Origin of the sequence: Ralstonia sp. SET104 (assembly GCF_003851545.1) — a bacterium.
In the GTDB taxonomy this organism is placed as follows: Bacteria; Pseudomonadota; Gammaproteobacteria; order Burkholderiales; family Burkholderiaceae; genus Ralstonia.
Genome location: NZ_BHVX01000004.1, coordinates 204843 through 226762, shown reverse-complemented (window position 1 = coordinate 226762; position 21920 = coordinate 204843). Strand labels below are relative to the sequence as shown.

At 64.0% G+C, this 21920-nt stretch carries 23 protein-coding genes and 1 riboswitch; of the genes, 13 read left to right on the top strand and 10 right to left on the bottom strand.

Annotated elements, in window-relative coordinates; all coding sequences use genetic code 11:
• Positions 1-9 precede the first annotated feature (9 nt).
• Together PSUB009319_RS07505 and PSUB009319_RS07500 are read right to left on the bottom strand one after the other, a co-directional pair.
• Positions 10-1188 (bottom strand): ABC transporter substrate-binding protein, encoded by a 1179-nt coding sequence (locus PSUB009319_RS07505; RefSeq protein ID WP_124381600.1) that lies wholly within the window; start codon positions 1186-1188, stop codon positions 10-12.
• Positions 1189-1228: 40 nt separating this feature from the next.
• Positions 1229-2170: a CysB family HTH-type transcriptional regulator gene (locus PSUB009319_RS07500; RefSeq protein ID WP_124381599.1), complete on the bottom strand. Its 942-nt coding sequence runs from the start codon at positions 2168-2170 to the stop codon at positions 1229-1231.
• Positions 2171-2331: 161 nt separating this feature from the next.
• On the opposite strand from PSUB009319_RS07500, the gene PSUB009319_RS07495 reads away from it, so the two are divergent.
• From PSUB009319_RS07495 to PSUB009319_RS07460, 8 genes are all read left to right on the top strand, one after another.
• Positions 2332-3105, top strand: coding sequence for a sulfite exporter TauE/SafE family protein (locus PSUB009319_RS07495; protein WP_124381598.1), 774 nt, complete (start codon positions 2332-2334; stop codon positions 3103-3105).
• A 137-nt stretch (positions 3106-3242) separates the two neighbouring features.
• Complete coding sequence (locus tag PSUB009319_RS07490; protein WP_124381597.1) at positions 3243-4913, top strand: nitrite/sulfite reductase; 1671 nt, start codon at positions 3243-3245, stop codon at positions 4911-4913.
• A 16-nt stretch (positions 4914-4929) separates the two neighbouring features.
• The gene (locus PSUB009319_RS07485) at positions 4930-5475 is read left to right on the top strand and encodes a DUF934 domain-containing protein (RefSeq protein ID WP_124381596.1); all 546 of its coding nucleotides are present in this window, start codon (positions 4930-4932) and stop codon (positions 5473-5475) included.
• A 41-nt stretch (positions 5476-5516) separates the two neighbouring features.
• Positions 5517-6311 carry a phosphoadenylyl-sulfate reductase gene (locus PSUB009319_RS07480; RefSeq protein ID WP_124381684.1) on the top strand — a complete coding sequence of 265 codons (795 nt, stop codon included), beginning with the start codon at positions 5517-5519 and terminating at the stop codon, positions 6309-6311.
• 10 nt (positions 6312-6321) lie between these two features.
• Positions 6322-7272, top strand: a complete 951-nt coding sequence (gene cysD / locus PSUB009319_RS07475) for a sulfate adenylyltransferase subunit CysD (protein WP_124381595.1) — start codon at positions 6322-6324, stop codon at positions 7270-7272.
• Between the two features lie 2 nt (positions 7273-7274).
• Positions 7275-8591, top strand: a complete 1317-nt coding sequence (locus PSUB009319_RS07470; protein ID WP_124381594.1) for a sulfate adenylyltransferase subunit 1 — start codon at positions 7275-7277, stop codon at positions 8589-8591.
• 70 nt (positions 8592-8661) lie between these two features.
• Positions 8662-9471, top strand: a complete 810-nt coding sequence (gene cobA / locus PSUB009319_RS07465) for a uroporphyrinogen-III C-methyltransferase (RefSeq protein ID WP_124381593.1) — start codon at positions 8662-8664, stop codon at positions 9469-9471.
• 128 nt (positions 9472-9599) lie between these two features.
• Positions 9600-10001 (top strand): 5-carboxymethyl-2-hydroxymuconate Delta-isomerase, encoded by a 402-nt coding sequence (locus tag PSUB009319_RS07460; RefSeq protein ID WP_124381592.1) that lies wholly within the window; start codon positions 9600-9602, stop codon positions 9999-10001.
• Between the two features lie 13 nt (positions 10002-10014).
• Here PSUB009319_RS07460 and PSUB009319_RS07455 read toward each other — a convergent pair whose 3' ends face one another.
• From PSUB009319_RS07455 to lptF, 3 genes are read right to left on the bottom strand one after another with little or no spacing between them, the layout of a single operon-like run.
• Entirely contained in the window at positions 10015-10386 is a 372-nt protein-coding gene (locus PSUB009319_RS07455; protein ID WP_124381591.1) for a sirohydrochlorin chelatase, read from the bottom strand.
• On the bottom strand, positions 10386-11579 hold the full coding sequence (gene lptG / locus PSUB009319_RS07450) for an LPS export ABC transporter permease LptG (protein ID WP_124381683.1): 1194 nt from the start codon (positions 11577-11579) through the stop codon (positions 10386-10388). Before lptG ends, PSUB009319_RS07455 begins: the two co-directional genes overlap by 1 nt.
• Entirely contained in the window at positions 11579-12697 is a 1119-nt protein-coding gene (lptF, locus tag PSUB009319_RS07445; protein ID WP_124381590.1) for an LPS export ABC transporter permease LptF, read from the bottom strand. Before lptF ends, lptG begins: the two co-directional genes overlap by 1 nt.
• 123 nt (positions 12698-12820) lie before the next feature.
• Between lptF and PSUB009319_RS07440 the strand changes: the two genes are divergently transcribed.
• Genes PSUB009319_RS07440 through PSUB009319_RS07430 form a run of 3 tightly spaced genes read left to right on the top strand, consistent with a single transcriptional unit; the run spans position 12821 to position 15208 of the window.
• Positions 12821-14329 carry a leucyl aminopeptidase gene (locus PSUB009319_RS07440; RefSeq protein WP_124381589.1) on the top strand — a complete coding sequence of 503 codons (1509 nt, stop codon included), beginning with the start codon at positions 12821-12823 and terminating at the stop codon, positions 14327-14329.
• Positions 14330-14351: 22 nt separating this feature from the next.
• Positions 14352-14789, top strand: a complete 438-nt coding sequence (locus PSUB009319_RS07435) for a DNA polymerase III subunit chi (protein WP_124381588.1) — start codon at positions 14352-14354, stop codon at positions 14787-14789.
• A complete protein-coding gene (locus PSUB009319_RS07430; protein WP_124381587.1) occupies positions 14786-15208 on the top strand; it encodes a DUF2486 family protein in 423 nt (140 codons plus the stop codon). The genes PSUB009319_RS07435 and PSUB009319_RS07430 overlap by 4 nt, the downstream gene beginning before the upstream one ends.
• Positions 15209-15261: 53 nt before the next feature.
• Here the strand turns inward: PSUB009319_RS07430 and ilvD are convergent, their stop codons facing one another.
• Complete coding sequence (gene ilvD / locus PSUB009319_RS07425; RefSeq protein WP_124381586.1) at positions 15262-16935, bottom strand: dihydroxy-acid dehydratase; 1674 nt, start codon at positions 16933-16935, stop codon at positions 15262-15264.
• Between the two features lie 138 nt (positions 16936-17073).
• Here ilvD and PSUB009319_RS07420 point away from each other — a divergent pair, with 138 nt between their 5' ends.
• Together PSUB009319_RS07420 and lgt are read left to right on the top strand one after the other, a co-directional pair.
• Entirely contained in the window at positions 17074-18015 is a 942-nt protein-coding gene (locus tag PSUB009319_RS07420) for a LysR family transcriptional regulator (RefSeq protein ID WP_124381682.1), read from the top strand.
• A 13-nt stretch (positions 18016-18028) separates the two neighbouring features.
• Positions 18029-18940 carry a prolipoprotein diacylglyceryl transferase gene (gene lgt / locus PSUB009319_RS07415; protein WP_124381585.1) on the top strand — a complete coding sequence of 304 codons (912 nt, stop codon included), beginning with the start codon at positions 18029-18031 and terminating at the stop codon, positions 18938-18940.
• 75 nt (positions 18941-19015) lie between these two features.
• Here lgt and PSUB009319_RS07410 read toward each other — a convergent pair whose 3' ends face one another.
• The 4 genes from PSUB009319_RS07410 to PSUB009319_RS07395 form a co-directional block, all read right to left on the bottom strand.
• The gene (locus PSUB009319_RS07410; protein ID WP_124381584.1) at positions 19016-19717 is read right to left on the bottom strand and encodes an SIMPL domain-containing protein; all 702 of its coding nucleotides are present in this window, start codon (positions 19715-19717) and stop codon (positions 19016-19018) included.
• Positions 19718-19811: 94 nt separating this feature from the next.
• Positions 19812-20282, bottom strand: a complete 471-nt coding sequence (locus PSUB009319_RS07405) for an EVE domain-containing protein (RefSeq protein ID WP_124381681.1) — start codon at positions 20280-20282, stop codon at positions 19812-19814.
• A 585-nt stretch (positions 20283-20867) separates the two neighbouring features.
• Positions 20868-21185 carry a cell division protein ZapA gene (locus PSUB009319_RS07400; RefSeq protein WP_092972874.1) on the bottom strand — a complete coding sequence of 106 codons (318 nt, stop codon included), beginning with the start codon at positions 21183-21185 and terminating at the stop codon, positions 20868-20870.
• A gap of 2 nt (positions 21186-21187) precedes the next feature.
• Complete coding sequence (locus tag PSUB009319_RS07395; RefSeq protein ID WP_124381583.1) at positions 21188-21508, bottom strand: hypothetical protein; 321 nt, start codon at positions 21506-21508, stop codon at positions 21188-21190.
• Positions 21509-21663: 155 nt separating this feature from the next.
• A riboswitch (cobalamin riboswitch) is annotated at positions 21664-21912 on the top strand.
• Positions 21913-21920: the final 8 nt, after the last annotated feature.

The following is a 21920-nucleotide window of genomic DNA, read 5'->3' as shown; positions in this document are numbered from 1 at the left end:
CGTGTTGAATTAGCGCGGGCCAGCGTAAGCGAAGTGCCCGTTTTTAATGATGCCCATCACGCGGGAGCGCTGGTCGAAGCCCTGGTGATCCTGGGCATTCAGATTCAGCACGCCGTTGGGCACGGTCAGGTTCTGGGTGGTTTCCAGCGCGTCGCGCAGGGCAACGCGGAAGGCGAGGGTGCCGGGCTTGGCGCCAGTCTTCAGTGCGCGCGCTGTCGCGTTGTCGAGCAGTTGCCAGGCACCCCAGGCATCTCCGGCGAATTGCGTAACAGTGTTGGGGCCGTACTTGGCTTCATAGCGGTCGGCAAATTCCACGGCGACCTTGCGCACGGGGTGGCTGGCCGGCAGTTCGCGCGCCACGACCACCGGGCCGGTCGGGAAGAGGGTGCCTTCGACATCCTTGCCGCCCACCTTCAGGAATTCCGTACTGGCGATGCCGTGCGTCTGATAGATGTGGCCCTTGTAGCCACGTTCGACCAGCGTGCGCTCGGGCAGCGCGGCGGGCGTGCCGGCGCCGGCAATCAGGATGGCATCGGGTTTGGCGGCCATCAGCTTGAGCGCCTGGCCGGTCACGCTCGTGTCCGTGCGAGCGAAGCGCTCGCTGGCAACCACCTTCAGCTTGCGCACTTCGGCCAGCTTGGAGAACTCACGCCACCAGCTCTCGCCATACGCATCGGTAAAGCCGATAAAGCCCACCGTGCGCACGCCGCTGTCCGCCATGTGCTGTGTGACCAGCGTCGCCATCTGCGAATCGTTTTGCGGCATCTTGAAGGCCCAGCGGCGCTTGGCGTCCTGCGGCTCGACAATGGAGGCGGATGCGGCCAGCGTCACCATCGGCGTCTGCCCCTCGGCCACGGCATCAAGTGAAGCCAGCGCCGTCGGCACAATCGTCGGGCCGACGATCACATCCACCTTGTCTTCAGCGATCAGCTTGCGCACATTGCGCACCGCCATCGACGGGTCGGACGCATCGTCCAGGATGATGACCTGCGCGCGCTGGCCACCCATGGTTGCCGGCCACATCTGCACCGTGTTCTTGCTTGGGATACCGATGGCGGCGGCGGGGCCGGTGGTCGACAAGACAACGCCCACGCGAATATCGGCTTGGGCGGGCAGGGCTGTTATGGCAATTGCGGCCGCGCTGGCAAAGAGCGCAAGGCCACACAGCAGGCGACGTCGGGTCGTCATGGAATCTCCGGAAATGCGGGATGGTGTCTGAACTTGGGACTCAGAGTTCGTAGGCTTCGTGCTCGCCCGACATCAGTTGCTCCACCAGCTTGCGCGTGAGCGCTGGCGCAAACAGTTCGATGAAGGTGTAGACAAAGCCGCGCAAGTACGCGCCTTGCTTGACGCCCAGGTGCGTGACGTTGGTGCCGAACAGATGCCCGGCCGGGATCGCACGCAGATTGCGATCACGCTCTGGGTCAAAGGCCATGCCGGCGACAATGCCCACGCCCAGGCCCACTTCCACATAGGTCTTGATGACGTCGGCGTCGATGGCTTCGAGCACGACATCGGGCTTCATCTGGCGCAACTCGAATGCGTGGTCGATCTTGGGCCGGCCGGCAAAGTGCTGGTCGTACGTGATGATCGGGTAACCCTTCAGGTCTTCCAGTGTCAGGTGCTGGCGTGCGAGCAGCGGGTGCTCAGGCGGCGTCACCACCACATGCTGCCACTGGTAGCCCGGGATCGAGATCAGATCCTTCACATGCGACATACCCTCGGTGGCGATGGCGATGTCGGCCTGATCGTGCAGCACCATCTCGGCAATCTGCGCGGGCGTGCCCTGCTGAATGGACAGGCGCACCTTGGGGTACTTGCGCGTGAATTCCGCGATCGCCTTGGGCAAGGCGTAGCGCGCCTGCGTGTGCGTGGTGGCGATGGTGAAGTTGCCCTGGTCCTGTGCTGCGTAGTCTTTGCCGACGCGTTTGAGCGTTTCGACCTCTTCCAGCACCCGCTCGACCGAGGCGAGGATGCGCCGGCCCGGCTCCGTGAGGCCCCGGATGCGCTTGCCGTGCCGCGTGAAGATATCGACACCCAGTTCCTCTTCCAACTCGATGATGGCCTTGGAGACACCTGGTTGTGATGTATAAAGCGCTTTTGCGGCCTCGGTCAGGTTGAATTTCTGCCGCACGGCTTCGCGCACGAAGCGAAATTGATGGAGGTTCATGGCTGCGCGGGGTAGTGCAAGGTCAAGGAAATGCGAGCGATAAGAAGGCTACTTATAACCGACGCCATATAAACAAACAATTTTTTATTGGTTTGGGATATGAGGCCATTTCATTACGATGCTCGAACTTCGTGATAACACGCCCTCACTGTCCCTGCGCTATGACGCTCGCCTATACGGTTTCCGGTTTGCTGGTCGGCCTGTTGGTCGGCCTGACGGGCGTTGGCGGCGGTTCGCTGATGACTCCGCTGCTGACGCTGATGTTCGGCTTTTCGCCGGCTACCGCCGTGGGCACGGACTTGGCGTTTGCCTCGCTGACCAAGGGCGTCGGCACGATCGCACACCGCAGCCACGGCCATGTTCGCTGGGACATCGTCAAGCGCCTCTGCCTGGGCAGTCTGCCCGCCGCGCTGGTGACGGTGATCATGCTGAAGAACGCCGGCAACCTCGATGCCGAATGGATGCACCTCATCCGCCTGACGATTGGCGTGTCGGTCATCCTGACGGTGATCTCGTTGCTGTTCCGCCAGCGCGTGCTGGGCTGGCTGGCGTCCAACCCGCGCTATCGCCTGCAGGGCACGGGTTTGGCCGTGGCAACCGTCATCGTTGGCGCGGTGCTGGGTGTGCTGGTGACGGTGTCGTCCATTGGCGCCGGTGCGGTGGGCGCGACGCTCATCCTGATCCTGTATCCCGAATTGAAGAGCGCCGAAGTGGCCGGCACCGATATCGCCTATGCCGTGCCGCTGACCGCCGTGGCGGGCCTCGGGCACATGTACCTGGGCACGATCGACTGGAACCTGCTGCTCTCGCTGCTGCTGGGCTCCATCCCGGGCATCTGGCTCGGTGCGCGTCTTTCCAAGAATCTGCCGGAACGTCTGGTGCGCGGCGCGCTTGCCGCCACGCTGACGATCACGGCCATCAAGCTGGTGTCGTGATGCGTGCGCCCGTGTGTGATGCGATGCCGGCCCCGCTTGATTGTTGCTGCTGCCGTTGAGTTGACGACAGCACCATAACGAAACGCTTTCTCCCAATTGAATCGCACGCCGGCCTGACCGGATTGGACTGAACAGTCATGTACCAATACGACGCTTACGATCACCGCCTCGTCGCCGACCGCGTCGCGCAGTTCCGCGACCAGGTGCGCCGCCGCATTTCGGGCGAGCTGACCGAAGAAGAGTTCCTGCCGCTGCGCCTGCAGAATGGTCTGTACTACCAGCGCCACGCCTACATGCTGCGCGTGGCGATTCCGTATGGCCACCTGCGCGCCAATCAACTGCGCATGCTCAGCCACATTGCCGCCGAGCACGACCGCGGCTATGGCCACTTCAGCACGCGCCAGAACATCCAGTACAACTGGATCGAGCTGGAGCAGGTGCCGGATATCCTGGCCAAGCTGGCTTCGGTGGAAATGCATGCCATTCAGACCTCGGGCAACTGCATCCGCAACATCACGACCGACCAGTTTGCCGGCGTGGCGCCAGATGAGGTGATCGATGCGCGCCCGCTGGCGGAAATCCTGCGCCAATGGTCGACGTTCATCCCCGAGTTCGCGTTCCTGCCGCGCAAGTTCAAGATCGCCGTCTCGGCCTCGCGCCAGGACCGCGCCGTGACGCAACTGCACGACATCGGCGTGTACGCCTATGAAAAAGACGGCCAGACGCTGCTGCGCATTCTGGCCGGCGGCGGCATGGGCCGCACCCCGATCCTGGGCGCCATCATCAAAGAAGACCTGCCGTGGCAGCACATGCTGTCGTACATCGAGGCCGCCGTTCGCGTGTACAACCGCTATGGCCGCCGCGACAACAAGTACAAGGCGCGTATCAAGATTCTCGTGAAGGCCATCGGCGCGGAAGAATTCGCCCGCCAGGTGGAAGAAGAGTGGCAACACATCAAGGACGGCCCGTCGACCATCCCGCAGGCCGAGTTCGATCGCGTGGCCCAGTACTTCGCGCCGCCCGCGTATGAAAAGCTGGCCGATACGGATGCCGCCTATGAGAAGGCGCTGCTGGAGAACAAGGCGTTCGCGCGTTGGGTCAGCCGCAACGTGCATGCGCACCGCGTGCCGGGTTACGCCGCGGTCACGCTGTCGCTCAAGCCGGGCGTGGCACTGCCCCCGGGCGATGCGACGGCCGAACAGATGGCGCTGGTGGCCGACTGGTCCGAGCGCTTCGGCTTTGGCGAGCTGCGCGTGGCGCACGAGCAGAACCTGATTCTGCCGGACGTGAAGAAGCGTGATCTGTTCGCGCTGTGGCAACTCGCCAAAGAGCACGGCATGGCCACCGCCAACATCGGCCTGCTGACCGACATCATCGCCTGCCCGGGCGGTGATTTCTGCTCGCTGGCCAACGCCAAGTCGATCCCGATCGCGCAGGCCATTCAGGCGCGCTTCGACAACCTGGACTACGTGTACGACCTGGGCGAGCTGTCACTCAACATTTCGGGCTGCATCAACTCGTGCGGCCACCATCACGTCGGCAACATCGGCATCCTGGGTGTCGATAAGGCGGATGAAGAGTGGTATCAGGTGTCGCTGGGCGGCGCGCAGGGCAACGAATCGGCGCTGGGCAAGGTGATCGGCCCATCGTTCAAGGCCGAAGAAATGCCCGACGTGATCGAGCGCATCATCGACACCTTCGTCGCCCAACGCGTGGAAGGCGAGGTGTTCATCGATACCTACCACCGCATCGGCATGGCCCCGTTCAAGGAACGCGTCTACGCCCATAGCGACAAGCAGGCTGCCTGATAACGAGGGAACGAACATGAGCAAGATCATCAAGCTGCAAAACGGTGCCCCGCAAATCGTGGCCGATGAATGGACCGTACTGCGCGCACCGGAAGGTGGCGAGCTGACGCCAGCCGATGTGGAGGCCGCCACGCACGCCATCGTGCCATTGGTCTTCTGGCAAGCCAATCGCGATGCGCTGCTCGGCCGTGCTCGCGCTGGCACGCTGGCCGTGTGGCTGGCCCCGGATGACGAGCCGTTCGCACTGCAAGCCGATTTGCCGAATCTCTCATTGGTGGCGGTGGACTTTCCGGTCTTCCGCGATGGCAGGGGCTACAGCACGGCCTTCCTGCTGCGCCAGCGCCTGGGCTTCACGCGCGAGCTGCGTGCCATCGGCGACGTGCTGCGCGACCAGCTCGACTTCATGCGCCGCTGCGGTTTCGATGCCTACGCCGTGCGCGCCGACAAGAACATCGACGATGCGCTGAACGGCTTTGGCGAGATCAGCGTGCGCTACCAGGGCGCCATCGACGAACCGCGCCCGTTGTTCCGCCGCGAGCGCGCCGTGCAGGAGGCCGCGTGAGCGATCTGCAAGACGCTGCCGTGTCGGAAGTGCCGGTGTCCATGATCGGGCGCCCGGTGCTGTGGACACGCCCGGCCTACACCGGCACCGCCGAAGCACTGGCCGCCAAGGAAGCCGCGCTGTTCGAGCGCCTGGCCGCGATTGCCGCCAAGCATGGCGTGGCGAAGTTCGCCACCAGCCTGGCTGCCGAAGACATGGTCGTGACCGACGCCATCCTGCGCAGCCCCGAAGCCGTGCGCGCGCATCTGCCGATCTTCACGCTGCAGACCGGCCGCCTGCACGCTGAAACGCTGGCGATGCTCGATCGCATCCGCGCACACTACGGCTACGCGATCGAGCAATACGCGCCGGACGCACGGGCAGTGGAAGCCTATGTGCGCGACCACGGCCTGAACGCGTTCTACGACAGCATCGAGCTGCGCAAGGCGTGCTGCAACATCCGCAAGGTGGTGCCGCTGAACCGCGCGCTGAAAGACGCCGACGCGTGGCTCACGGGCCAGCGCCGCGAACAGGCCGTCACCCGTGCCGACCTGCCGTTTGCCGAAGATGACGACGCGCGCGGCATTGCCAAGTACAACCCGCTGTTCGACTGGTCCGAGCCCGAAGTCTGGGCCTACCTCGAACAGCACAACGTGCCCACCAACGCGCTGCACGACAAGGGCTACCCCAGCATCGGCTGCGAGCCCTGCACGCGCGCGGTGCGCGCCGGCGAAGACGTGCGCGCCGGCCGCTGGTGGTGGGAATCGCGCGACAGCAAGGAATGCGGCCTGCATGCGGCGAATGCGGTGGCAAGCGCGGTGACAAATTCGGCGACGAACGTGTCGCAAAAGAGCTAAGGAAAGGAAGATGGGAGTGATGAGCGAGATCCCCGGCACGGCACTGACGCCCGTGCAGAACGAGCACCTCGACTGGCTGGAAGCCGAGTCGATCTACATCATCCGCGAGGTGGTGGCCGAGTGCCGCAACCCGGCGCTGCTGTTTTCCGGCGGCAAGGATTCGATCGTCATGCTGCACCTGGCGCTCAAGGCGTTCCGCCTGGGCGATCGCAAGATCGAACTGCCGTTCCCGCTGGTGCACATCGACACGGGCCACAACTACCCGGAAGTGATCACTTTCCGCGACCAGCAAGTTGCTGCGCTGGGTGCGCGCCTGGTGGTCGGTCATGTGGAAGACTCCATCAAGCGCGGCACGGTGCGCCTGCGTAAAGAGACCGATTCGCGCAACGCCGCGCAGGCCGTCACGCTGCTGGAAACCATCGAATCGCACGGCTTTGACGCCTTGGTGGGCGGTGCCCGTCGCGACGAAGAGAAGGCCCGCGCGAAGGAGCGCATCTTCTCGTTCCGCGACGAGTTCGGCCAGTGGGATCCGAAGGCCCAGCGCCCGGAACTCTGGAGCCTGTACAACGCCCGCATGTCGCAGGGCGAGCAGATGCGCGTGTTCCCGATCTCCAACTGGACGGAGCTGGACGTGTGGCAGTACATCGCCCGCGAAAACCTCGCGCTGCCGCCGATCTACTACGCGCACGAGCGTGAAGTTGTGCGCAAGAACGGCCTGCTGGTGCCGGTCACGCCGATCACGCCCAAGGCCGATGGCGACGTGAGCGAAGTCCTGTCGGTGCGCTTCCGCACCGTGGGCGACATCAGTTGCACGTGCCCGGTGGCGAGCACCGCCGCCACGCCGGCCGAGATCATCGCCGAGACGGCCATCACCGAAATCACCGAACGCGGCGCCACGCGCATGGACGACCAGACGAGCGAAGCCTCGATGGAAAAGCGCAAGAAGGAAGGGTATTTCTGATCATGACGAATCAAGCATCGCACCAAGGGCTGCTGCGCTTCATCACCGCCGGTTCTGTCGACGACGGCAAGAGCACGCTAATCGGCCGCCTGCTGTATGACAGCAAGGCCGTGTTGACCGACCAGCTCCAAGCGCTTACGCGCGCCAAGAACAAGCGCACCGCTGGCGAGCAGATCGACTTCTCGTTGCTGACTGACGGCCTGGAAGCCGAGCGCGAACAAGGCATCACGATTGATGTGGCGTATCGCTATTTCTCGACCGCGCGCCGCAAGTTCATCATTGCCGACACGCCGGGCCACGAGCAGTACACGCGCAACATGGTGACGGGCGCTTCGACCGCGCACGCCGCCATCATCCTGATTGACGTCACACGCGTGACGACCGTCGACGGCAAGGCCGAACTGCTGGCCCAGACCAAACGCCACTCGGCCATCGTCAAGCTGCTGGAGCTGCAGCACGTGATCGTGGCCGTCAACAAGATGGACCTGGTCGACTACAGCGAAGCGCGCTTCAACGAAATTCGCACCGCCTACGACGCACTGGCTGCGCAACTGGGCCTGCGTGACGTGCGCTACGTGCCGGTGTCCGCCCTGCGCGGCGACAACATCGTGCACGTATCCGAAACCATGCCGTGGTATCAGGGCGAGCCGCTGCTGGCGCTGCTCGAAGACCTGAAGGTGGAAGACACGGCCCCGGCGGGCGATGACGCGCTGCGTTTCCCGGTGCAGCTCGTGGCGCGCCAGGATGGCTCGCAGGCCGATGACTTCCGCGGCTACATGGGCCGCGTGGAAGCCGGCACCGTGCGCGTCGGCCAGGCCGTGCGCGTGCTGCCCGCCAACCGCGAAACCACCGTGGCCGAAGTGCTGACGCCCAACGGCGCCGCCGATTCCGCCGGCCCCGGCGAGACCGTCACCGTGCGTCTGGCCGACGACGTGGACATCTCGCGCGGCGACACCATCGTCGCCGTATCGACTGAAGCGACTGCCGCCGCCAACGCCGCCAAAAAGCTGCATGCAGACCTGTGCTGGTTCGATGAACACGCGCTGAACCCGGCGCGCAAGTACGTGCTCAAGCACACCACCGCCACCGTGTTCGCACGCGTGGCGGAAGTCGAGCGCGTGCTGGATGTGCACACGCTGTCGCACGAGACCGGCCGCAAGCAGATCGCGCTGAACGACATCGGTACGGTCCACATCAGCCTGCAAAAGCCGATTGTGTGCGATGCCTATGGCGATAATCCGGCCACGGGCGCGTTCATCCTGGTGGACGAATCGACGCACCATACGGTGGCTGCTGGCATGATCCGTGCATTTTCCTAAAGTGAAAGGGGCGCGGTAAGGCGGCGCCCTGCAAAGGAAAAGGCGAAGGAAAAGGCAAAGGAAGCTGCAAATGGAAGCGAAGACCCCCAAAACACTCGGTCACGTGAGCCTGATTGGTGCGGGCCCTGGCGCCGCCGATCTCATCACGGTGCGCGGTGCACGATTGTTGGGCGAAGCCGAGGTTGTGCTGCACGACGCACTGGTCTCGCCCGAGGTCTTCCAATACTGCCCGCAGGCGGTGCTGATCGCCGTTGGCAAGCGCTGCGGCAAGCGCTCGACCGCGCAGCGCTTTATTAACCGCCAGCTCGTTGATCTGGCCACCAAGTACCAGCGCGTCGTGCGCCTCAAGGGCGGCGACCCGATGCTGTTCGGTCGCGCTGATGAGGAACTGCAGGCGCTGGAGCATGCCGGTATCGACTACGAAGTCGTGCCGGGCATTACGGCAGCGCTCGCGGCCGCATCGGCGATTCGTCAGCCGTTGACCAAGCGCGGCGTCGCCCGCAGCGTTGCCTTCGTCACGCAAGCCAAGGCTGCCGACCCGGACACGCCGCAGCCCGAAGGCGTAACGCCCGGGCCCGCAGCGCAAGCCGATTCGCTCGTCTACTACATGGGCCGTGATCAGGCGGCATCCATTGCGGCTGACCTGATCGCCCGTGGTCGTGCACCGTCGACGCCCGCCTGGGTAGTTGAAGCCGCCACCACGCCCGAGCAGCGCTCGGCGTGCTTCACGTTGCAGCAGATGGCCGATGGTGCCGCTGGGGAGTGGATCAACCCCGAGCACCCGAGCCTGCTGATGATTGGCGACGCGTTTGCCGTGCGGGCCACTGCGGCAGTGCCCGAACGCGCGCTGGGCGCGCATCCCTACAGCCTGGCCGCCTGAGCCGCACTCAAGGCGCCAGCGCTTTCTCACCTCCCCTGTTCAGCAATCCAAACCGCCCGGTGCAGCGACAACGCTGCCGGGCATGAGATGCTTTGGTGTGTTCCATTCTCCGGGGAGAGATCTGTGCCATGCCGCACATCATCATCGAGTACACCGCCAATGTCGAAGCCGATGCGCGCATTCCTGAGCTGATGCGTGTGCTCAACGATGTGCTGATCGGCCACGCAGATGTGTTTCCCATTGGTGGCATCCGCACGCGTGCCCAGCGCCTCGACCAGTACCGCATGGCCGATGGCGTGGAAGACGACGCCTTCATCCACGTGGCCTTGCGCATCAGGGCGGGCCGGTGCAAGACCGTGACCGGGCCGATCTGCGCAGAACTGTTTGCCGCAATGCGCGCGCACCTGGCCGACGTGTTTGCCGGCCGTTACCTGGGGTTGACGCTGGAACTGGTGGAGTTCGACACGCACGGCTTTCACGTCGAGAACAACGTGCATACACGCTTCGCGCGCGTGGCGGAACCGCAGTAAGGAGACCTCTGGCTCAGCCGAGTTGGCGAGCGCAGTAACCCGCAATGGCGTCGAGTACGGCGTCGTCTTCACCAACGGCGTCAGCGCAGCGGATGGAGAGGGTGGGATGGGCCTGCGCGCATTGCGTGACCAGCGCAGGCAGATCGCGCCGCAAGTGGCCGCCCTGGCCGAAGAACACCGGCACGATGGTGACGCTCTGCGTGCCGTTTGCGGCCAGGTCGTCGATGGTGCCGGGCAGGTCAGGCGTCATCAATTCGAGAAAGGCGAGGCGCGTGTCGACGTCGGGCTGTTGCGCGGCCAAACGCTCGCGCAGGCGGTCGAACGGCTCACGCCAGCGGGCATCGCGCGCGCCGTGTGCAAACAGGATGAGCGCGCGCGCGGCCATCAGTGACGCTCCACCCAGCGCAGCGACACGAGCGCAAGTGCGAGGTACAGGGCGCCGGGCACGATCGCCGTGAAGATCGCTGGCCAGGTGTTCAGCAGGCCAACGTGCGAGAACAGGTTGTTCACCAACTGGAACGACAGCCCCAGCATGATGCCGCCGAACACCTTCAGGCCGACCGCACCCGCACGCGCATGCAGATAAGCAAAGGGCAGCGCCAGCGCCATCATTACCAGCACGGTGAACGGATAGACGACTTTCTTCCACAGCGCGATTTCGTAGCGCTGCGTTTCTTGCTTGTTGTCGCGCAGATGGCGGATGTACTGGAACAGATCCAGCGTGGCCATGCGGTCGGGTGTGACCATCAGCACCGACAGAATCTGCGGCGTGAGTTCGGAGCGCATCTCTTGCTGCGGCAGTCTGGTCTGCTCGCCGCGGAAGTCGGGCGCCAGCGCATCGGGCGCGCCGGCCACGGCTTGCACGGTGTTCTGCGGTGTCACAGTGCCGGGCTTGTGGGGGAGTTCAATGAAGCGCGTCTCCGTCACGCCGTTCAGTTGCCAGTTCTGGTGGCCCTGATAGCGCGCCTGTTCTGCCACGCGGATGGAGTTCAGGCGGTAGTCCGAATCGAATTCGTAGATGCGCAGGCCCTTGATGGACTGATCGGGCTGCAGCGCGCCCACGTTGACGAAGCGCGTGACTTCGCCGCCCGTGCCGTCCGGCTTGGCGGAGCCGCGATCCTTAACCCATACGCCCGAGCGGAAGCCCGCGGACACCGTTGCGCCCAACGCCTCCAGCCGAACCTTTTGTGCGTACTCCTCCGCCTTCGGCCCGATGAATTCACCAAAGATGTATGTGACAAGCGCCAGCGGCAGCGCGATCTTGAACAGCGACATCAGCGCGCGCCGCGTATCGAGCCCCGCCACGCGAAAGATCGTGAATTCCGACTGGCTCGCCATCTGTGAGAACACATAGATGGCGCTGATGAGCGCCGCCACCGGAATCACTTCATACACGCGCGTTGGCGCCTGCAGCATCACGTGGAAGAATGCGACGAGCGTGGTGTAGCGCCCCACCACCGAGCCCAATTCGCCCAGCATGTCAAAGAAGATGAACAGCGCCAGCACCGCAAACAGGATGAAGACGAACACGCCGTAAATCTGGCGCGCGAAGTACTTCTCGTAGACCGGCATCTTCATCATGCGCCCGCCTTCTTGGGTGCAAATCCGAGCAGGGCGGAAATCCCCTTCAAGCCGGCCGCGCTGTAATGGCGGAAGCGGAACAGCAGCACCGCGCAGATGAAGGCGGCAAGGTGGATCGGCCACCAGCCCATGAATACGTTCATCTTGCCTTGCGAGACCCACGCCTGTGACAGGTTCAGCAGGTTCGAATACGTCAGGTAGATCAGCACCGCGAAGATCATCGGCGTGTAGCGGCCCAGGCGCGGGTTGACGTAGGCCAGCGGAATGGCAATCAGCACGAAGTTCAGCGCCAGCAGCGGCAAGCCGATGCGCCAGACCAGCTCGCCCAGATTCTCGGGCGTCGGGTTGGCGAGCAGGTCTTTGGTGGAGCGGCTCTTGGTGGGCAGGTTGGCATCAGCCTGCGGTGGTTTGTTGGCGACCTTCACGCCGTACTTGTCGAATTCGACGATACGGTAGTCGAGCTTGCCGGGTGTGCCTTCATAGCGGCGGCCCTTGTCGAGCACGACGAAGCGGTCGCCGTCGGGCATGGTCTTGAACTCGCCGGTCTTGGCTATCGCCACGCCGATCTTGTCCTGCTCGGCATTGGCGACGAACAGGTTGCGGGCATGTTTCATGCCGTTATCGACGCCTTCAATGAAGAGCACGTAGTTGCCGTGCGCGGGCTCGATAAAGCGGCCGGCGGAGATCATCGACAGCACGTCGCGCTGCTCGAACCGGTCACGGAACAGCGCACTCTGCTGGTTGGCCCACGGCCAGCCAAACAGCGCCAGCAGCGCCACCAGCACGATGAGCGGCAGCGAGAAGCGCAGCACTGGGCGGATGAAATCCGTCAGGCTGATGCCCGCGGTGAACCACACCACCATCTCGGAATCCTTGTACCAGCGCGTGAGCACCAGCAGCACCGAGATAAAGAGCGTGGCGCACAGCAGAATCGCCAGATAACCCAGCGTGGCCAGGCCAATGAGGAGCAGGACGTCGTTCGGGTTGGCCTCACCGTTGGCGGCCATGCCTAGAATGCGGATCACCAGGGTGGTCAGCATGAACGTCAGCAGCACGAGGAAGACGGCGCCGGCGGTAAAGGACAGCTCGCGTCGCAGGGCTTGTTCGAAAATCATGCGGATGCGGGATGGAGGGCGAGGTCGGGATCAACGTTGTTGCGATGTGGATTCCATCGGGGCCCCGCGCAAAATGGCGGATAATGAAGGCTTTCGTTGACTCGCCTCAAAGAGAGAAGCGCGATGGAATTTAGCACAAAAGCCCTGGACTGGGCCAAAGCGGGCGCCCTGGCGGCCAAGAGCGATTGCCTCGTGATTGGTCTGTTCGAGTCGCAGACCCTGGCAGGCGCCGCCAAGGCGCTGGACGTGGCCACCAAGGGCCTGGTGGCCCGCCTCGTCAAGCTGGGCGACTTTGAAGGCAAGCGTGGCACGTCGTTGCTGCTGCATGAGGTGGCCGGCGTGGGCGCTGCCCGCGTGCTGCTGGTCGGCCTGGGCAAGGAAGCCGATTTCACCGACCGCGCCTATGCGGAAGCCGTGCGCACCGCGCTGCGCACGCTGGCCGGCACCAAGGCCGCCAACGTGACGTGGACGCTCACCGAGCACACCGCCCGTGACAAGGACACTGCCTGGGCCGTGCTGACCGCCGTCACGCTCATCCGCGAGGCCAGCTACCGCTTCATCGAGCGCCATCCAGAGCTCAAGAGCAAGCGCGACAAGAACAGCACCGGTTTGCGCAAGCTCGTGCTGGCCGTGCCGGCAGCGGACGCCAAGGCCGCCAGCGTTGCCGCCACGCGTGGCAACGCCATCGCCAACGGCATGGACCTCACGCGCGATCTGGGCAACCTGCCGTCGAACATTTGCACGCCGACGTATCTGGCCACCACCGCGCGCCAGATTGCCAAGGATTTCAAGCTCAAGGTCGAAGTGCTTGGCCGCAAGCAGATCGAAGCCCTGAAGATGGGCGCCTTCCTCGCCGTGACCAAGGGTAGCGTCGAGCCGCCAGCATTTATCGTGCTGCGCTACGAAGGCGGCCCGGCCAAGCAGGCACCGGTGGTGCTGGTTGGCAAGGGCATCACGTTTGATACGGGTGGCATCTCGCTCAAGCCGGGCGAGGGCATGGACGAGATGAAGTACGACATGTGCGGCGCCGCTTCGGTGCTGGGCACGCTGCGTGCTGTGGCCGAGATGGGCCTCAAGCAGAACGTCATCGCCGTGGTGCCGACCTGCGAAAACATGCCCAGCGGCGTTGCCACCAAACCGGGCGACGTGGTTACCAGCATGTCGGGCCAGACCATCGAGATCCTGAATACCGACGCCGAAGGCCGTCTGATCCTGTGCGATGCGCTCACCTACGTGGAGCGCTTCAAGCCGGCCGTGGTGATCGACGTGGCAACGCTCACCGGTGCCTGCATCATCGCGCTCGGCCACATCAACACCGGCATGTACGCCCGCAGCGATGCGCTGGCGGGTGCGCTGGTGGCGGCGGGCAAGCAATCGCTCGACACCGCCTGGCGCATGCCGCTGGACGAGGAGTACCAGGAACAGCTCAAGTCCAACTTTGCCGACATGGGTAACATTGGCGGCCGCCCGGCTGGAAGCGTGACGGCGGCCTGCTTCCTGGCGCGCTTTACCGAGAAGTACGACTGGGCCCACCTCGACATCGCCGGTACCGCCTGGAAGAGCGGCGCAGCCAAGGGCGCCACGGGCCGCCCGGTGCCGCTGCTGACGCGTTTCCTGATGGACCGCGGTTGATCAATCAGAGGCAAGGCAGCGCATGACCCGCGTCGATTTCCACAGCAACGTGCCCGGCAAGCTGGCGTATGCCTGCCGGCTCGTGCGCAAGGCTTACATGGGCAGCGACGGGGGCCACAAGGTGATCGTGGTGGGTGATCAAGCTGCGCTGCAAGCGTTTGATACGCAGTTGTGGACCTTCAGCCAGCTCGATTTCCTGCCGCACTGCGGCCTGCGTCATCCGCTCGCTGACCAGACGCCGATCCTGCTGGCCGATGTGTCTGAGCCGCTGGATGACGCTCCGCATCACGACATCCTGGTCAACCTCTCGCTTGAGCCGCCGCCGCTGTTCGCGCGTTTTTCCCGGTTGATCGAGATCGTTGGCGATGACGATGCCGATCGCGCTGCAGCGCGTGATCGCTTCCGCTTCTACCGCGACCGCGGTTATCCGATCCAACACCACGACGTGGGGCGCGCATGAGCGACGGACGCTATCCTGGATCCCACGCAGACAACAACATCCCCGTCCTGACGGAGATCGTTGAGCTGGAGGATGCTGCTCCCGTTGCCACGCCAGCCGCGACGCCGCCCGCGCCTGACGCCCCCCAGGTCCATGTTCCACCGGCCTTGCGAGAGCAGGGCCTGGCGCCCACGTCGGCCATGCCGCCCGCCGGCACCGACGCCGCGCGCGTGATGGGCGAGGTGATGTGGCGTTTTCAATCCGAATGGCCAGCGTTGATCGAGTCGCAATGCCGTGCCGCGATGGAGTCGCGTCTGTCGCTGTTGAGCGAACAACTGGCGGCGGACCTCACGCGCGCGCTGGAAGCACGCCTGATGGATTGGCTCGGCGCGGCGCTGGACGATGCGCTTGTTGCGCAACAAAGGCCGCCGCCGCGTTGATCGCACAGAGAAAACCCGCCATCCGGCGGGTTTTTTGTTGGTGGCGGCCGCAGTCAGTCCGTCACAGCACCCTTGCTGGCTGGCGCCGCCAGCTTCGCAAATTTTGCCAGCACGCCTCGCGTATAGCGGGGTGCGGGTTGCCTCCAGACGGCGCGGCGGCGGGCAAGTTCATCATCCGGCACGTTCAGTTGCAGCAGGCGCTGGTGCGCGTCGATGGTGATCGAGTCGCCTTCGTGCACCAGCCCAATCGTGCCGCCCACATACGCTTCGGGCGCCACGTGCCCGACCACCATGCCCCACGTGCCGCCCGAGAAGCGCCCATCCGTGATGAAACCGACCGACTCGCCCAACCCCTTGCCGATGATGGCCGACGTGGGTGCCAACATTTCCGGCATGCCGGGGCCGCCCTTGGGCCCGAGATAACGCAGCACGAGAATGTCACCGGCCTTGATCTGGTCGCTCAGGATGGCGTTCATCGCGCTTTGCTCATCGTCGAACACGCGCGCCGGGCCGGTGATGACCGGGTTCTTCAGGCCGGTGATCTTCGCCACCGCGCCTTCTTCAGCCAGATTGCCCTTCAGGATGGCGAGGTGGCCTTCCTTGTACAGCGCCCGGTCGATCGGCAGGATCACGTTCTGATCCGTACGCGGTTGGTCGGGCACGTTGGCGAGTTCCTCGGCGAGTGTCTTGCCGGTGATGGTGATGCAGTCCCCGTGCAGCAGGCCGGCGTTGAGCAGCAGCTTCATCACCTGCGGGATACCGCCAGCCTCGTGCAGATCGGTCGCTACGTACTGGCCTGACGGCTTGAGGTTGCAGATGACGGGCACGCGCTGGCGCACGCGCTCGAAATCATCGATGGTCCACTCCACGTCGGCTGCGTGGGCGATGGCCAGGTAATGCAGTACGGCATTGGTCGAGCCGCCGGTGGCCATGATGACGGCCACCGCGTTCTCGATCGACTTGCGCGTGATGATGTCGCGCGGCTTCAGGTCGCGGCGCACGGCCTCAACCAATACGCGGGCCGATTCTGCGGCGCTGTTGACCTTCTCCTGGTCCGGGTTCGCCATCGTCGACGAGTACAGCAATGACATGCCCAGCGCCTCGAATGACGAGCTCATCGTGTTGGCCGTGTACATGCCGCCGCACGAACCGCTCGACGGGCAGGCGTTCTTCTCGATGCCCTCGAAGTCTTCATCGCTCATGCGGCCGGCGGTGAATTCGCCCACGGCCTCGAATGACGACACGATGGTCAGATCCTTGCCTTTCCAGTGGCCGGGCTTGATGGTGCCGCCGTACACGTAGATGCCCGGCACGTTGGTGCGCGCTAACGCGATCATGCCGCCCGGCATGTTCTTGTCGCAGCCGCCGATGACCACCACGCCGTCCATCCACTGGCCGTTGACGCAGGTCTCGATGCAATCGGCAATCACCTCGCGCGAGATCAGCGAATACTTCATGCCCTCGGTACCCATCGACATGCCGTCGGAGATGGTGGGTGTGCCGAAGGTCTGCGGGTTGGCTTTGGCGTCTTTCACCGCAGCCACGGCGGCATCGGTCAGCTTCTGCAGCCCCGAGTTGCACGGCGTGATGGTTGAATGGCCGTTCGCCACGCCGATCATCGGGTTGTTGAAGTCGTCTTTCGTGTAGCCCAGCGCGTAATACATCGAGCGGTTGGGCGAGCGCGCCACGCCCTGGGTGATGTGCTGGGAACGCTTGTTGTCTGGCATGGGAGTCTCCGTGGGGCGGGAATGTCGCGGGAATGTCGTTATAGGAAACAGCGTGGCGCCCAGCATGCGCTTGGACAGAATACGCGTCAAATATATTATTGAGTGATTATTGAGTCGAAAAAACTATCAATCCAAATGATGGACTTGCGCCAGCTCCGCTATTTCGTGACCGTCGCCGAAGAACTCCATTTCGGCCGTGCCGCCGAGCGTCTGTCGATGACGCAGCCCCCCTTGTCGCAGCAGATTCGCACGTTGGAAGAGGAATTGGGCGTGACGCTATTCCACCGCACGCAGCGTTCGGTGGCGCTCACGCCGGTGGGCGCACGCTGGCTGGTCGAGGTGCGGCGCCTGTTGGCCGATGCGGCTGCGTTGCCGGCGCTCGCACAGCGGCTGGCGCGCGGGGAGGTGGGGTCGCTCTCGCTGTCCTTCGTCAGCACCGCCGATTACGGCATCCTGCCCGCCGTGCTGCGGCACTTCCGGGATGCGCGGCCTGACGTGCAGCTCCAGTTGCGCGAAGCCACCAGCGATGTGCAGATCGAGGCGCTCCTCGCTGGCGAGGTGGACGTCGGCGTGGTGATTGCGCATCACGTGGGCTCGGTGCCGGGCGAGCTGGAATACCGACCACTGGTGCATGAGCGCCTGGTGCTGGCCGTGCCTGCGTCGCGCGTCGAACAATGGGGCGTTGCACCGGGCCAGCCGATTGCGCTGGCCGATGCTGCGGCCGAGTCGCTCATCATCTTCCCGCGGCGGTCCGCGCCCGCGCTGTATGACATCATTACCGGCTATCATGCCGCGCACGGCAGACCCCGTGAGCCAGGGGTGGCCGGGCGTATCGGCCAGGAAGCCATCCAGATGCAGACCATCGTCAGCCTTGTCTCCGCCGAGATGGGTGTCGCGCTGGTGCCCGCATCGTTATGCAACCTGCAGCGGACAGGCGTGGTCTATCTCGAACTCGCTGCGCCGAGCCCGCTCATTGAGACCGGGCTGGTGTGGCGGCGCGATGCGGCTTCGCCGGTTCTGCCATGGTTCATAACCAGCGCCGAAGCCGTCGCCAGGCAGCACCAAGACAACCAAAACTGAAACCCCAGGATTCATGCTCATCCATCCGCAATTCGACCCCGTCGCCCTGCATCTGGGGCCGCTCGCCATCCGCTGGTACGGCCTGATGTATCTGGCTGCGTTCATCATGTTCCTGTGGTTCGGCCGCCTGCGCACGCGCCAGCCGCACATCGCCGCCGAGGGCTGGAGCGGCCGCGATCTCGACGACATGCTGTTCTATGGCGTGCTGGGCGTGATCCTGGGCGGACGCCTGGGTTACGTGCTGTTCTACAAGCCCGACTGGTATTTCGCTCACCCGCTCGACATCTTCAAGGTGTGGGAGGGCGGCATGGCTTTCCATGGCGGTTTCCTCGGCGTGGTCGTGGCGATGATGTTGTATGCGCGCATGCGCGGCCGCTCGTGGATGCAGGTGACGGATTTCATTGCGCCGATGGTGCCGTGCGGGCTGGCCGCGGGGCGCCTGGGCAACTTCATCAACGGCGAACTGTGGGGCCGCGTGTCGTCACCCGATCTGCCGTGGGCAATGATGTTCCCGCAGGCACAGGGTGAGGATCGTGAGTGGCTGCTCTCGCACGCGCAGCAGGCAGTCACCAGCGGCTTGCAAGCCGTGTTCGACCAGTACCACATGCTGCCGCGCCACCCGTCGCAGATCTATCAGTTTCTCGGCGAGGGCGTGTTGTTCTTCATTCTGCTGTGGTTGTACGCGCGCAAGCCGCGCCCGATGGGCGCTGTCTCGGGCGCCTTCCTGCTCGGCTATGGCGTATTCCGCTTCGCGGCAGAGTTTGCGCGCGAGCCGGACAACTTCCTCGGTCTGCTGGCGGCGAACCTGTCGATGGGGCAGTGGCTGTCGTTGCCGATGATCGTGATCGGCATTGCGATGTTGGTCTGGGCTTACCGGCGTGCGGGCAGCAACGGTAACGATGCAAAGGCCCGGGCGCACGCCTGACGCCGCATCCGCGCAAAGAAAAAGCCACCGGCTTCGGTGGCTTTTTCATGGCGGCGTGATCGCCCGCTTGCGCGCTTACTTCAGCATTTGCACAGCACCGGAGACGGTCACCGTCACCTGCGCCTTGCCGCCCTCGATGGGCACCGGCGCCGAATCGTACGAAGCCGGAGCGGCCGCCATGCGCATCATCGGACGCGGGCCCGGGTTGTTGCTGCCCTCGCTCACATGCACGTCGCGGATGGTGTAGCTCGTGTAGCCAAACAGCTTGGTGGTCGCCTGTGCCTTGTCGCGGAACGCATTCACGGCCTGATCGATCAGCTTGGCTTCAGCCGCGGTACGTGCCTCACGCGAGAGCGTGAAGTTCACGTTCTGCACCTGCATCTGGTTGGCGAGCTGGCCGGCCAGCTTGGAGGCTGCCGCAAAGTCCTTCGACGTGATGCGCACTTCCGCGCGGCCGCGCCAGACGCTGATCTTGCCGTTGCGGTCGGTGTTCGGATAGATGTTGAAACCGCCCGTTTCCGCCTGCACGCCAGACGTACGCTTGGCCTGATTGATCACCTCATCAGCCTTGCGCGACAGTGCTGTGGAGATCGCGCCCGGGTCCGCGCCTTCCTGTTCGGCGCTCAGGGTGAGCGTGACGGTGTCGGTCGGCACTTCGGCTACGGCCTGTGCATCCAGCGACAGCACGCCCGAATGATTTGTCTCAGGTGCAGCTTGTGCGAACGCAGTCGTCATCATTGCAGTTCCCAAAACGGTTGCGGCCAGGACAGATTTCATTGTGTTCTCCCAAAAAGCAATGTGATGCGTCTGACTGATCGCCGCGCGCATCGTTCATCACGTTTGCAACAATTGGCGCCTTGATGCCCGCCATTCACTCAGGGTTGTGCATCAACTTGGTGGTGATGTAGCGCCACTGCGCAGGCGTGACCGGCGTGATCGACAGGCGGTTACCGCGTTGCAGCACCGTCATGTCAGCGAGTTGTTCGTGCGCCCGCAGCGTCGGCAGATCGATCAGCGCGCACTTGCTGACAAACTTCACGTCGACGAGCATCCAGCGCGGCGCTTCCGGTTTTGACGCGGGGTCGTGATAGTGGCTCTTGGCGTCGAACTGCGTGGGGTCCGGGTAGCTGGTCGAGCAGACTTGCGCCAACCCGGCAATGCCCGGTTGCGGGCAAGACGAGTGATAGAACAGCACGCCATCGCCGATACGCATGCGGTCGCGCATGAAGTTGCGCGCCTGATAGTTGCGTACGCCAGTCCAGGGCAGGGTGCCCTCGGTGTGTAGCGTGTCAATGCTGGCCTCGTCGGGCTCGGATTTCATCAACCAGTATTGGGCGGCCATCGTGTGGGGCGCGGGTAGCGCACGGAAGTGACGGTGTGCGCAGCATAGCAACACCGTCGTGGCCTTGCCATTGGCGATACGGCAACCGAACGCGCAACGCGCGTGCGCAAAGAAAAAGGCGGTAGCGCACATGTGCACTACCGCCTTTTGTCGGGTCCCCACCTTGGCCGCTAGACCCGCATCCTGAACCCAAGTGAGGTTCAGAGTGGCAGCGGAAGCCGCATTTCGGGTACATCACCGGCACAGGGAGCCCGCGACTTTCGTCGCACGCTATGCACTGGAAGACGCGCTCGCCCACACGGCATATCCCGCACCAAGCAATGCTTATCGGTTCAAGGAATTAATGGCCATGGCGAACCAGGCAGGGAAACTGTCAGACGCATCATCACGCTGTTTTCTAGCGCATGGCGATGCGTCTGAGAGATTCATCGCGGGCAACCGTTTTTCGCTACTCTGTAGCCGCTAAAGCCTTATGTTGTAAGGGTTTGCGGGAGATGACGGAAGCCATTGGGAGACACTATACACCCGTTCGCATCCGAACCCAAGCCCGGATGCGATCCGGTTACAAACACGTTTTGTATTGAGTCAAATGACTTCGCCGTACTGGCGCAGCGCTTCGTCGGTGCGGGCGTTGAGGTCGGCCAATTTGGCGCGAATCGTGTCGATCGGCAGGGCGGAATCGGACGCGGCCTGGCGCTGCATCGAGAGCAGATCCGACGCGATGCTGATCGCGGCCATCACGGCGACACGCTCGATGCCCTTGGTGTTCGAGCCGTTCTTGATGCGCGTCATCTGGTTGTCGACCATGGCGGCAGCTTCACGCAGGGCGGCTTCATTGTCGACCGAGACCGCAAACTTGTACGGCTGCCCGGCGATGTTCACTTCAATTTGCTTGCTGCTCATGCTTAGGTCTCCGAATGCGGGGCGGGGGCGGCCGTTGTGTCATGGGCGCCGGCGGCCTGGCCTAGGAGGTCAAGCTGGCGGGCGTCGGTGGCCGTGGGCAGCTTGTCGAGAATCGACTGGATGCGCAGTTGCGCTTCTTCGATCTTGGCATTGAGCACGCTGCGATCGGCGACCATCGCGTCGCGCTCGGTCTTGGATGCCTCGGCTTCCGCCTGAAGCCGCTCGACTTCGGCGCGCAGGCGCTGGTTCTCGGCGGCTAGCGCATCGGCGTGACGCAGCACGCGCGCGATTTTGCCGGCAAGTTGTTCGAGTTCGTTCAGCATTGGGTGTCAATCAGAATCGAGTGGGGGGATTTTAGCCGATCATGCGCGCAGCGCCTGTCCTCCATACGGATGCGCAACAGGAGGCGACGCAGGGGGCACAACGGGCGGGTGGTTTTTTTACCGCATGGAAGGCGGGTTTGGTGTGCCTTTTCCGTTAAACTTCGCGGCGTCCTGGTGCTCGCAGCACCATCTGCAGTTAAACGGGAAGCAGGGAGCGCCCACCCCAAGTGACGCGCCAACCTGCGCTGCCCCCGCAACGGTAAGCGAAAGTCGCGTGTGCCTGCCATCTCACGAAGAAGATGGGCGCCGCGCGGTCTGTCCATGCGCCACTGTTCCTTCGGGAATGGGAAGGCGGGCAGGCCGCTTCGCCAGCCCGGATACCGGCCAGGACGGTGGATCTCAGAGCCGATGT

What these genes read in the sequence shown, in the direction of transcription:
- PSUB009319_RS07400 (WP_092972874.1), bottom strand. Translation starts at nt 21,185, where the DNA reads ATGAGCAGCAAGCAAATTGAAGTGAACATCGCCGGGCAGCCGTACAAG.
- PSUB009319_RS07430 (WP_124381587.1), top strand. Translation starts at nt 14,786, where the DNA reads ATGAGCGACGGACGCTATCCTGGATCCCACGCAGACAACAACATCCCC.
- PSUB009319_RS07485 (WP_124381596.1), top strand. Translation starts at nt 4,930, where the DNA reads ATGAGCAAGATCATCAAGCTGCAAAACGGTGCCCCGCAAATCGTGGCC.
- lptF (WP_124381590.1), bottom strand. Translation starts at nt 12,697, where the DNA reads ATGATTTTCGAACAAGCCCTGCGACGCGAGCTGTCCTTTACCGCCGGC.
- PSUB009319_RS07470 (WP_124381594.1), top strand. Translation starts at nt 7,275, where the DNA reads ATGACGAATCAAGCATCGCACCAAGGGCTGCTGCGCTTCATCACCGCC.
- PSUB009319_RS07455 (WP_124381591.1), bottom strand. Translation starts at nt 10,386, where the DNA reads ATGGCCGCGCGCGCGCTCATCCTGTTTGCACACGGCGCGCGCGATGCC.
- PSUB009319_RS07505 (WP_124381600.1), bottom strand. Translation starts at nt 1,188, where the DNA reads ATGACGACCCGACGTCGCCTGCTGTGTGGCCTTGCGCTCTTTGCCAGC.
- PSUB009319_RS07500 (WP_124381599.1), bottom strand. Translation starts at nt 2,170, where the DNA reads ATGAACCTCCATCAATTTCGCTTCGTGCGCGAAGCCGTGCGGCAGAAA.
- PSUB009319_RS07460 (WP_124381592.1), top strand. Translation starts at nt 9,600, where the DNA reads ATGCCGCACATCATCATCGAGTACACCGCCAATGTCGAAGCCGATGCG.
- PSUB009319_RS07420 (WP_124381682.1), top strand. Translation starts at nt 17,074, where the DNA reads ATGGACTTGCGCCAGCTCCGCTATTTCGTGACCGTCGCCGAAGAACTC.
- PSUB009319_RS07410 (WP_124381584.1), bottom strand. Translation starts at nt 19,717, where the DNA reads ATGAAATCTGTCCTGGCCGCAACCGTTTTGGGAACTGCAATGATGACG.
- lgt (WP_124381585.1), top strand. Translation starts at nt 18,029, where the DNA reads ATGCTCATCCATCCGCAATTCGACCCCGTCGCCCTGCATCTGGGGCCG.
- PSUB009319_RS07405 (WP_124381681.1), bottom strand. Translation starts at nt 20,282, where the DNA reads ATGGCCGCCCAATACTGGTTGATGAAATCCGAGCCCGACGAGGCCAGC.
- PSUB009319_RS07495 (WP_124381598.1), top strand. Translation starts at nt 2,332, where the DNA reads ATGACGCTCGCCTATACGGTTTCCGGTTTGCTGGTCGGCCTGTTGGTC.
- cobA (WP_124381593.1), top strand. Translation starts at nt 8,662, where the DNA reads ATGGAAGCGAAGACCCCCAAAACACTCGGTCACGTGAGCCTGATTGGT.
- PSUB009319_RS07490 (WP_124381597.1), top strand. Translation starts at nt 3,243, where the DNA reads ATGTACCAATACGACGCTTACGATCACCGCCTCGTCGCCGACCGCGTC.
- PSUB009319_RS07480 (WP_124381684.1), top strand. Translation starts at nt 5,517, where the DNA reads ATGATCGGGCGCCCGGTGCTGTGGACACGCCCGGCCTACACCGGCACC.
- PSUB009319_RS07440 (WP_124381589.1), top strand. Translation starts at nt 12,821, where the DNA reads ATGGAATTTAGCACAAAAGCCCTGGACTGGGCCAAAGCGGGCGCCCTG.
- ilvD (WP_124381586.1), bottom strand. Translation starts at nt 16,935, where the DNA reads ATGCCAGACAACAAGCGTTCCCAGCACATCACCCAGGGCGTGGCGCGC.
- PSUB009319_RS07435 (WP_124381588.1), top strand. Translation starts at nt 14,352, where the DNA reads ATGACCCGCGTCGATTTCCACAGCAACGTGCCCGGCAAGCTGGCGTAT.
- lptG (WP_124381683.1), bottom strand. Translation starts at nt 11,579, where the DNA reads ATGAAGATGCCGGTCTACGAGAAGTACTTCGCGCGCCAGATTTACGGC.
- PSUB009319_RS07395 (WP_124381583.1), bottom strand. Translation starts at nt 21,508, where the DNA reads ATGCTGAACGAACTCGAACAACTTGCCGGCAAAATCGCGCGCGTGCTG.
- cysD (WP_124381595.1), top strand. Translation starts at nt 6,322, where the DNA reads ATGGGAGTGATGAGCGAGATCCCCGGCACGGCACTGACGCCCGTGCAG.